This is a genomic window from Methanosaeta sp. UBA458 (genome assembly GCF_002496085.1).
GTDB lineage: Archaea > Halobacteriota > Methanosarcinia > Methanotrichales > Methanotrichaceae > Methanothrix > Methanothrix soehngenii.
In genome coordinates, this window is the sequence record NZ_DAIK01000166.1 from 13,678 (window position 1) to 21,711 (window position 8,034).

Annotated in this window: 8 protein-coding genes; 3 read left to right on the forward strand and 5 right to left on the reverse strand. The window is 52.9% G+C overall.

Annotated elements, in window-relative coordinates; genetic code table 11:
* The 4 genes from BP822_RS12205 to BP822_RS12220 all read right to left on the reverse strand — a co-directional run.
* Window positions 1-515: NRAMP family divalent metal transporter (locus BP822_RS12205; protein WP_286878378.1), on the reverse strand; the 515-nt coding region annotated here is incomplete at its 3' end.
* A complete protein-coding gene (locus BP822_RS12210) occupies window positions 515-1,876 on the reverse strand; it encodes a magnesium transporter (RefSeq protein WP_276837572.1) in 1,362 nt (453 codons plus the stop codon). The genes BP822_RS12205 and BP822_RS12210, both read right to left, overlap by 1 nt.
* Before the next feature lie 80 nt (window positions 1,877-1,956).
* Entirely contained in the window at window positions 1,957-2,436 is a 480-nt protein-coding gene (locus tag BP822_RS12215) for an Lrp/AsnC family transcriptional regulator (protein WP_013720234.1), read from the reverse strand.
* Window positions 2,437-2,601: 165 nt separating this feature from the next.
* Window positions 2,602-3,123, reverse strand: a complete 522-nt coding sequence (locus BP822_RS12220) for a hypothetical protein (RefSeq protein WP_286878379.1) — start codon at window positions 3,121-3,123, stop codon at window positions 2,602-2,604.
* Between the two features lie 208 nt (window positions 3,124-3,331).
* Here BP822_RS12220 and BP822_RS12225 point away from each other — a divergent pair, with 208 nt between their 5' ends.
* Window positions 3,332-3,802 carry a peroxiredoxin gene (locus tag BP822_RS12225; RefSeq protein WP_013720236.1) on the forward strand — a complete coding sequence of 157 codons (471 nt, stop codon included), beginning with the start codon at window positions 3,332-3,334 and terminating at the stop codon, window positions 3,800-3,802.
* 105 nt (window positions 3,803-3,907) lie between these two features.
* Here the strand turns inward: BP822_RS12225 and BP822_RS12230 are convergent, their stop codons facing one another.
* Complete coding sequence (locus BP822_RS12230; protein WP_286878380.1) at window positions 3,908-4,954, reverse strand: hypothetical protein; 1,047 nt, start codon at window positions 4,952-4,954, stop codon at window positions 3,908-3,910.
* A gap of 220 nt (window positions 4,955-5,174) precedes the next feature.
* Here BP822_RS12230 and metG point away from each other — a divergent pair, with 220 nt between their 5' ends.
* A complete protein-coding gene (gene metG, locus BP822_RS12235) occupies window positions 5,175-7,181 on the forward strand; it encodes a methionine--tRNA ligase (RefSeq protein WP_286878381.1) in 2,007 nt (668 codons plus the stop codon).
* Between the two features lie 11 nt (window positions 7,182-7,192).
* Window positions 7,193-8,034, forward strand: an 842-nt coding sequence (locus tag BP822_RS12240) for an ATP-binding cassette domain-containing protein (RefSeq protein ID WP_286878382.1), incomplete at its 3' end; no start/stop codon positions are given.

Sequence of the window (8,034 nt, forward strand, 5' to 3'; positions counted from 1 at the left end):
CCGGATATGATATAGGTGATGTAGACCGAACTGGCGATGAGAAATACCTTCTCTAAAGAGCGGCGGTTGCCCATGACCACGATCGACCAGACCAGGACCGCGGCCGCGGGAACGGATACATATTTGCTCACTCCGAATATCTCCATGCTCGCCGCCACCCCGGCGAACTCCGCAGTAGTTGTGCAGAGGTTAGCGATAATGAAACCGAGGAGGAGGACCACCGTCGGCTTGACCCCGAATCGCTCCCGGATGAGATCGGCCAGACCCTTGCCCGTGACCACGCCCATCCGGGCGCACATCTCCTGCACCACGAACAGGGCGAAGGTTATGGGTATGAGAAGCCAGAGGAGAGAGTATCCAAAATGAGCCCCGGCGATGCTATAGGTTGTGATTCCGCCGGCATCGTTATCCACATTGGCGGTGATTATCCCCGGCCCGATGATGGCCAGGAACACGGCCAGCCTGGCCAGGGATATCTGGGGAGCTCTGCCCCTCAGGCCTATACCCAATTGCATCAGTCCATCCCTCGGATCCTGCGCAGCTTATGGTAGTTCCAGGGCATGCGCTTCCTGAGGTCTTCGGGAATTATCTCATCTAAAGCATCGTCGAAGGTCACTATCCCCAGGATCCTGCCCTCCTCGTCCGCCACGGGCACGCACAGGAAATCGTATTTGGAGAGGAGGTTAGTGACCTCTTCGATGGTCGAGGTGGGAAGTACGCTCAGGACCTCTTTTTTCATGACGGTGCTCGCTATATCATCGGGTTCGGCCAAGAGCAGGTCGCGAAGAGACATGACTCCCAAGAGTTGACCTGAATCGCTCTGGACATAGATGTAATAGATCATATCCACCTCTTTTCCCGATCTCCTCAGAATGGAGAAGATATTCGATACCGTGCATCCGGAGGGGACGGCAACGTAATCGGTGGTCATGAGGCTTCCCGCAGAGCTATTGCTGTAGGCCATCAGCTCTCTGACCTCCTCCGCCTCCACCTCGTTCATCAGTTCCAGCACCTCAGAGGCCTTGTTCTCGGGCATTATCCCCAGGAGGTCGGCTGCATCGTCGGGATTCATGTTCTCCAGGATGTCAGCCACATCGTCGCTCTCCATCTGATTGACCATGGTGGCCTGGACCTCCGGGTCCACCTCTTCCATGGTCTCGGCGGCTGTCTCCTCGCCCAGGGAGTCGAGAATGAGAAGACGATCCCTGTTGTTCAGCTCCTCCAGGATATCGGCTATATCCGCGGGATGAAGGTCATTGATGGTCTTTCTGGAGATCTTGAGGTGAAGGCTTCGCAGGTTGGGATCGAGGGGATCGATATAAGACCAGGGTACAATGCGGTTGGGCAGTCTTGCCATCAGGCCGCCAGAAAGGCCGCCAAGTCCCAGCCTCCTGATTATCCCCTTGAAACCGACGTCCACCCCTACCAGGCAGAGGGATCTCTTTACCTGGCCGAGGAGGATGTCGTTTACTCTCACCACCTTCAAGCCGTCTATATCCACGATCTGCCGGTCAAGAATGGTCTCGGTAACCAGGAGCTCATTCTCAGAGAGCCTTCCCGGAGGGATCTCGTCCCTGGACACATCCAGGCGGATATCGCCGTTGATGCTGCCAACGCTGGATATGGGTAGGATGACCTTCTCTCTCAGGATGTTGGAGGTATAGATGATGCGCGAGATCTCCAGCAGGGTATCCCCAGGCTGGAGGGCGAGGTCTGATAGCTTGCCCACAGCATTTCCCTCCCGATCGCTGATCTTCATTCCCTGCAGCTGGCTGAAGAAGCTTACCCGATTGGATCCATTTGTTGCTGCCTCCTTGACCCAAAGGGGGCCGGTGGCTGTGATCTTCTCAGCGATGCCCCTGGATGTGCGCCACATATCACCTCAGTTCCTTAACAGCTCAATCTCAACTGCTCAATTCTCTGCTAGCTTAATCTGCTCGATATTCTCAATGCATCCTAGACAGGAGGGCTCTCTTCTTTCACCCGATCCATGACCACGATCTCCAGGAGGTTTTTAACCCCTTCAACGGAACGGATGCGGTCGTTGATGATGGTCTTCAGCTCTTCCAGGCCACGAGACCAGACCTTGAGGAAGAGGTCGTACTCTCCTAATATTCCGTAGACCTCGGTTATCTCCGGGATCAAAACCAGAGCCCGAACCGCCCGATCATGGCTCTCGGAATCGGTCTGGACCAGCATGATGGCGGTTACTGTATAGCCAGTGGCCGCGGGACTGGCGCTGATGGTGAACCGCTCAATGACCCCCTGGGACTTCATGCGCTTCAGACGGAATTGGACGGTTGCATCGGCAATGCCTGACCTCCGCGATATCTCCTGCAGGCTCATGCGACTGTCCTCTCGAAGGTTAGTGAGAATGGTCCTATCTACCTCATCCAGCTCCAAGCTATCGCCCACATCTATCTTGTATTTCTTCAATTATTCCTCTTGATGTTGGCAGAAAACCAATAATACCATATAAAGATTCCTATTTTACCAGTTCTTTGTTTAGATCACGCATTTTCAACTTGCCCAAAAATTTTCCTGGCTAGCGAGGGGGATACCAGTCTGAATTTAGATACAAAATTTAAAAAAATAAATATTTTAATAACTCGACGATCTTTGAACCTCGAAATCCCCTTCCAGGGACATACTGGATCCGATCTTGCTCTTGCCCAATCCGCCCTGGGATGATGAATACATTGAATCTTTGCCGGACCCGATCCGGTCAGAAGCATTGACTGCGGTTGCATTAAAAGCAGTGGTGTTGAGCGCAGTCCAGTTCAGTGTTCTTGTTTTAATGATCGAGGCATTTTCAGCGCTGGAATTTGTGGAATCATTGGAGGATAGATTGATGAGCTTTGATAGATCGACAGTTGAGCCATTCGATTGGACAGTATCAATACCGATGCTAAAGAATGTGCTGTGCTTGTTATTTGACTGGTTGGCGTTGGATACGGAACCGCTCTGCAAATCAGCGATCTTATCCTCCATGCTCTGAGCATCTATATTCATTGAGCCAGATATGGGTGTAGCAGATCCGGTGATAGTAAGCCCTTCAGATTCGATGCCATCCGCGGCCAGAAGGGAAAGCGATGCCGCTCCAAGGACAATTAATACTGCCATTGCTGCCTTCACAATTCCACCTTCATGCTATTAGCATTATAGATGAGATAATACAATTTTAATCTTCCTATGAAAGCCCTTTGGATAGAATCTGGCTAATGTGCGAAATCTGCGCGTCCTACAGTTATATTATCTTTCTTCCCATAGCCTTTTATTTTCACTTCTCCAATCCTATCAATTATTAGAATCATCGAGGATGGCGCTAAATATGATAGAGATTGGCGATGTTGCCCCGGACTTCTGTCTGCCCGGAGCAGGGGGTCAGGAGATCTGCCTTAATGCCCATAGCGGCAAATGGCTGGTCTTATACTTTTATCCCAAGGATAACACCAGCGGCTGCACCCGAGAGGCTATGGACTTCACTGCCCATCTGCCGGATTTTCGCAAGCTAGGCGCAGAGGTGGTGGGAATCAGCCGGGACAGTCCTGCAAGCCACGAGAAGTTCGCCGCCAAGCACAGCCTGAAGGTGACGCTTTTGAGCGATCCGGACCATAGGGTCACCGAGTCTTATGGGGCCTGGGCGCTGAAGAAGATGTACGGCAAAGAGAGCTATGGGACTGTCAGGTCCACCTTCCTCATCGATCCAGAGGGAAAGATAGCATACATCTGGAGGAGGGTCAAAGTGGATGGCCATGCCGCTGCAGTATTAAAAAGATTGCAGAAGCTGCAGGAAATATAGGATCTATCTGGAGAGCAGAATTGATGGGGCAGGAGGGCAAAAGCCCCTCGCTGCTGCCCATTGTTCTCAGCTTGATCGACATTGGATCTTTTTTCAGCCCTATATCTACATGATATCGTTTGTGTTTAGCGAGGTTATAGGCTCGACAGTGCCGGGGGTAGCATTGCCCGCTGGTGTTTCCGCTGATGTATCATCCTTGGTCTGCTGTTTGAGCCTCTCTCTCGCGGCAGCAAGCCTGGCCTTGGTGGAGCTGACGCTGGAATTGATGTTGGAGGCCACGGTTGCGTTCTGGGCTGTGGTGTTGTTGGCCGCAGCTCCAGCTACAGCACTCTCGTTTGTCGCTGCAGCGGCCAATGCAATCGGCTGGACTGCTTGCCCGGCAGGCTGAGCTGCGGAGACATTTTGTGCTCCCGCCGTCCCATAGACCTGCTCATTTGTGAGCTGCAGATAGTCGCTATTAAAGTCAATGACAATGGGACTATCGGTATAGTAGCCATACACCAGAGACACAGGCCTGCTCTGCAAAGAGATGCCGCTGAAGCCCACCAGCGCACGATCCTGGCTCGCGTTTCCAGTAGCTATGACCTCAGTATCGAATCCCGCAGTTGCACTATACGGCCAGCCCCACTGATCAAGAAGGACGAAATTCTCTGGACTGAATACTACATCCTGGGTGCCATTGTTCTGCCCACGGACCTGAACCACTATTCCCTGCTCGTCTGGGTTTATCAGCCAGTCTGTGATCCCATAGTACCTTATCAGCAGAAACTCATTGCCGGCTTTTGGTGTAGCCCACCAGTTGATATTGATGGGTCTTCCGCCCTCAGGAGTCACAGTAATCAACTTGAAGAGGCTGTCCTTTGGAACCACGAAATAGACCAGCTGCCTTCCCTCGTTCAGGGGTTTGTACATCGCTGGATCGTAAACAGCATCATACTGATCCATCATTTGATATGTGGCATTCGAGGCGTTCAGAAGCCCGGTATCCACCTTCAGGACCTCCTCACTATCATTTAACTCATATGGCATCCTGATTGAACCAAACAGGACTACTGTAGCATTTCCATCGCTGGCCTGCAGAGGGTAGGCTCCTGCCGGGCCCATAGCCAGTGCCAGTAAGAAGGCCGGAATAATTAAACACATCTTATTCATTGAATATCCCCACTTTTGCCATCATCTCTCATGAAATGGCTGACTTCATGCTTTTCACCTTTAAATTGCATTCTGCTATTGTCTGTATTTTATCATCCGGTTATATACATTTTATCCAGGATTCTTCCGACCAGGATCCCTGTACCATGCCCCCGAGAGCTATTGGGAAACCTATATCTCCCTGTTCTTTCATATCCAGCGGCGGTGTTCTTAATTGTCAATGCCTATCCTTGTAACCTGCGGCCTCCCTTACGCCAACGGGCCCTGTCATCTGGGCCACCTAAGAACCTATGTACCAGCGGACATCTTCGTCCGAGGATTGAGAAAGATGGGCAAAGAGGTGCTCTTCGTCTGCGGCTCGGATTCCCATGGAACCCCGATCGTGGTCAATGCCGAGGCTCAGGGAATGACCCCCAAGGCTCTGTCCATCAAGTATCACCAGCACTTCGATGAGATCTTCCAGGGAATGGAGATTGATTTCGACTTCTTTGGCGATACTGACGATCCTGCTTGCCACAATCGCACCAAAGAGATGGTAGAAGCTCTCATGGAGAACGGCTACGTCTATCCCAGGGAGATCGATCTTGCCTATTGCCCCAAATGCGAGCGCTTCCTGCCGGATAGATATGTGGAAGGGGAGTGTCCCTACTGCGGCAAGCCCGCCCGGGGAGACGAGTGCGACATGGGATGCGGTCGCCACCTGGAGCCGGGAGAGATCAAGAATGCCATCTGCAAGGTCTGCGGCGGCAGGGCAGAGTACCGCAAACAGACTCATTACTTCTTCCGCCTCTCTGAATTCCGGGACTTTCTGCTCGAGCATCTGCAGACCCTGGGAGGAACCGCCTCGGCCAGGAACTATGCCACGGAATGGGTGCGCTCGGAGCTCAAAGACTGGTGCATAACCCGCAATATGGCCTGGGGGGTCCGATTTCCAGGCAGCGACGACCTGGTGGTCTACGTCTGGGTGGACGCTCCTATAGGCTATATCGCCTTCACTGAGGAGTGGTGCGCCAGGTCTGGCCGGGACTGGGAGGACTACTGGAAAAAACCTTCCCAGATCATTCACTTCATCGGCGGAGATATCGTCTATCATCACTGCATCTTCTGGCCGGCGATGCTCAAAGGAGCGGGATATACACTGCCCTCGGCAGTAGTTGCCAGCGGCATGCTCAAGATCGATGACAAGAAGTTCTCCAAATCTCGGGGCAATGTCATCTGGGTGAAGGACGACTACATGGACCGAGGCCTTCATCCCGACCTTCTGCGCTATTACCTGGCCAGCTATACCGCTCATAATAAAGAGGTCAACTTCGCCTGGAACATATTTGCCGATAAGGTCAACTCCGAGCTTGTGGGGGCTTTTGGCAACTTCATCAACCGGGCCCTCACCTTCAGCGCGAAAAACTTCGAGGGAAAGGTGCCTGAGGGCAAGATCGATGCTGATGTTTTGGCCCGGATCGAAGAGACTATGGCCGAGGTTATATCCGGCCTGGAGGAGTACGAGTTCAAGAAGGCCACCGACAGCGTGATGACCCTGGCCGACTATGGAAACACCTACTTCCAGAGCCATGAGCCCTGGAAGCTGGTCAAAAGCGACCGGAATGCAGCGGCCTCTGTCCTTCGAAGCTGCCTGCAGATCGCCAAAGCGCTGGTAATTCTGATGGAACCGGTAATGCCCGCAAAGATGCAAAACGCCTGGAAGCAGCTGGGCATGCCAGGAGAGGTCAGTAAGATCGCTTTAGAAGATGCTCTTGTGCCCCTGGACTCCGGCCAGAGCCTGGGAACCCCTGAGATCCTCTTCGACCGCCTGGAGGAGAAATTCGTCAAAGAACTGGAGAAGATCTTCATGGATAGGATAAAAGAGGCCGGATCCAAAGGCAAGGGAACGCAAGATAAGAAGAAAGAAGAGATCTCCTTTGAGGATTTCCAGTCCATGGATATAAGAATAGGGGAGATCAAGAATGCAGAGGCCATTAAAGGCTCAAACAAACTTCTCAAGCTCGCTGTGGATATAGGGGGAGAGGTCCGCCAGGTGGTAGCAGGCATCGCCCAGTCCTATGCAAAGGAGGACCTGGTGGGCACACAGGTAGTGGTTTTGGTCAATTTAAAGCCGGCCAAGCTCTTCGGAATAGAGTCACAGGCCATGCTCCTGGCGGCTGATGTGGAAGGCAGGGCAGTGCTTCTCAGGCCGAGAGACGCTGTGGAAACGGGAACAAAAGTACGTTAGGAGGTATGATTTTGCTGCAGATAGAGAATCTTTCCAAGACTTACAGGTTAAATGACAGGGATATCGAGGTCCTGAAAAACATAAGCTTCACCGCCCAGCCGGGCGAGATTTTGGGAATAGTGGGCAAGAGCGGTGGCGGAAAGAGCACCCTGATGAAGATCCTGCGAGGCATGGAGAGCTTTGATTCCGGCAAGATCACCCTGGACGGAACTACCATCACCCCAGACTCCAGCGATGAGGAGATAAGGGCGCGGATGGCGGCCACCGCCATACACCTGCAAAGGGACTTTGCCCTTTGGACGGAGTCCGCTCTCAATAACGTGGTGCGACGAATTCATTCACGCAAGACGGGCTATGAGGTCCTGCCCATACCCGAGAATGCTGATTATGATGAAATGTACAAAGAGGGGCTCTTTTACCTGGGCCTGGTGGGCCTGGAAAAGAAGGCCAGCCACCTGGCAACCATCCTCAGCGGCGGTGAGAAGCAGAGGCTTGTGATCGCCAGACAGCTGGCCAAAAAGCCCAAGGTCCTCTTGCTGGACGAGCCGGCCACCATGGCCTGCCCGGCCACGAAGCAGGAGGTTTTAGATGCCATCAAGAACGTTCGGGATAAGCTTGGCCTGACAATAGTCGTCGTCTCCCACCTGCCGGAGGTCCACAATTATCTGGCGGACAGGCTGATCTGGCTGGAGAAGGGCGAGATCGTAGCTGTTGGAGAGCCACGAGAGATCCTGAACAGGTTCCTGGCAGGAATTGGAAAGCTCGAGCCCCTGGCGCCAAGAAGAAACCTGGGACCATTGATCAAGGTGAGAGACCTGTCCAAGAGGAGCTGCCAGGTCTGCAAGGGAGAGGT

Bases quoted from the DNA above. Each gene is read 5' to 3' on its own strand.
- BP822_RS12220 (WP_286878379.1), bottom strand. From the start codon at position 3,123: ATGGCAGTATTAATTGTCCTTGGAGCGGCATCGCTTTCCCTTCTGGCC.
- BP822_RS12225 (WP_013720236.1), top strand. From the start codon at position 3,332: ATGATAGAGATTGGCGATGTTGCCCCGGACTTCTGTCTGCCCGGAGCA.
- BP822_RS12230 (WP_286878380.1), bottom strand. From the start codon at position 4,954: ATGAATAAGATGTGTTTAATTATTCCGGCCTTCTTACTGGCACTGGCT.
- BP822_RS12210 (WP_276837572.1), bottom strand. From the start codon at position 1,876: ATGTGGCGCACATCCAGGGGCATCGCTGAGAAGATCACAGCCACCGGC.
- metG (WP_286878381.1), top strand. From the start codon at position 5,175: ATGCCTATCCTTGTAACCTGCGGCCTCCCTTACGCCAACGGGCCCTGT.